This window comes from Mycobacterium sp. E3298 (assembly GCF_001666895.1).
Classification (GTDB): Bacteria; Actinomycetota; Actinomycetes; order Mycobacteriales; family Mycobacteriaceae; genus Mycobacterium.
This window is the reverse complement of record NZ_LZJB01000356.1, coordinates 1-532: the sequence shown is the minus strand read 5'-3', so window position 1 is coordinate 532 and position 532 is coordinate 1. Positions and strand designations below refer to the sequence as shown.

General features: G+C 70.9%; 1 pseudogene. It reads left to right on the top strand.

Features of this window, described 5'->3' with window-relative positions:
- A pseudogene (locus tag A9X05_RS16585) lies at window positions 1-532 on the top strand ([protein-PII] uridylyltransferase); the annotation flags it as partial.

Below are 532 nucleotides of genomic sequence, written 5' to 3'. Positions count from 1 at the left end.
GGGCGCCGCCGCGCCCGACCCCGCCCCCCCCCCCCTGCCCGGGGGGGGGGGGGGGGGGGGGGCCCCGGCGCCGCGAACTGCTGCCCTATTCCGATCTCGACCTGATGTTGTTGCACGACAACAAATCCGACGAGGTGCTGCAACGAGTCGCCGACGGTCTGTGGTATCCGTTGTGGGACGCCAACGTTCGGCTCGACCACAGCGTGCGGACCGTCTCGGGGGCCCTGAGCGTCGCCAACAACGACCTGGTGGCCGCGTTGGGCATGCTCGACGCGCGCCACATCGCCGGGGACGAGCGGCTGTCGGCGGAATTGATCGCCGGGGCGCGACGCCAGTGGCGCAGCGCGATTCGATCCCGCATGGACGAACTAGTCGCGATGACATACGAACGCTGGCAACGATGTTGGCGCATCGCGCAGCGGGCCGAGCCGGACCTCAAGTCGGGCCGTGGTGGCCTGCGCGATGTCCAACTTCTCGACGCGCTGGGCGTCGCCCAGCTCATCGACCGCCGCGGTATGGGCCATCCCGACGC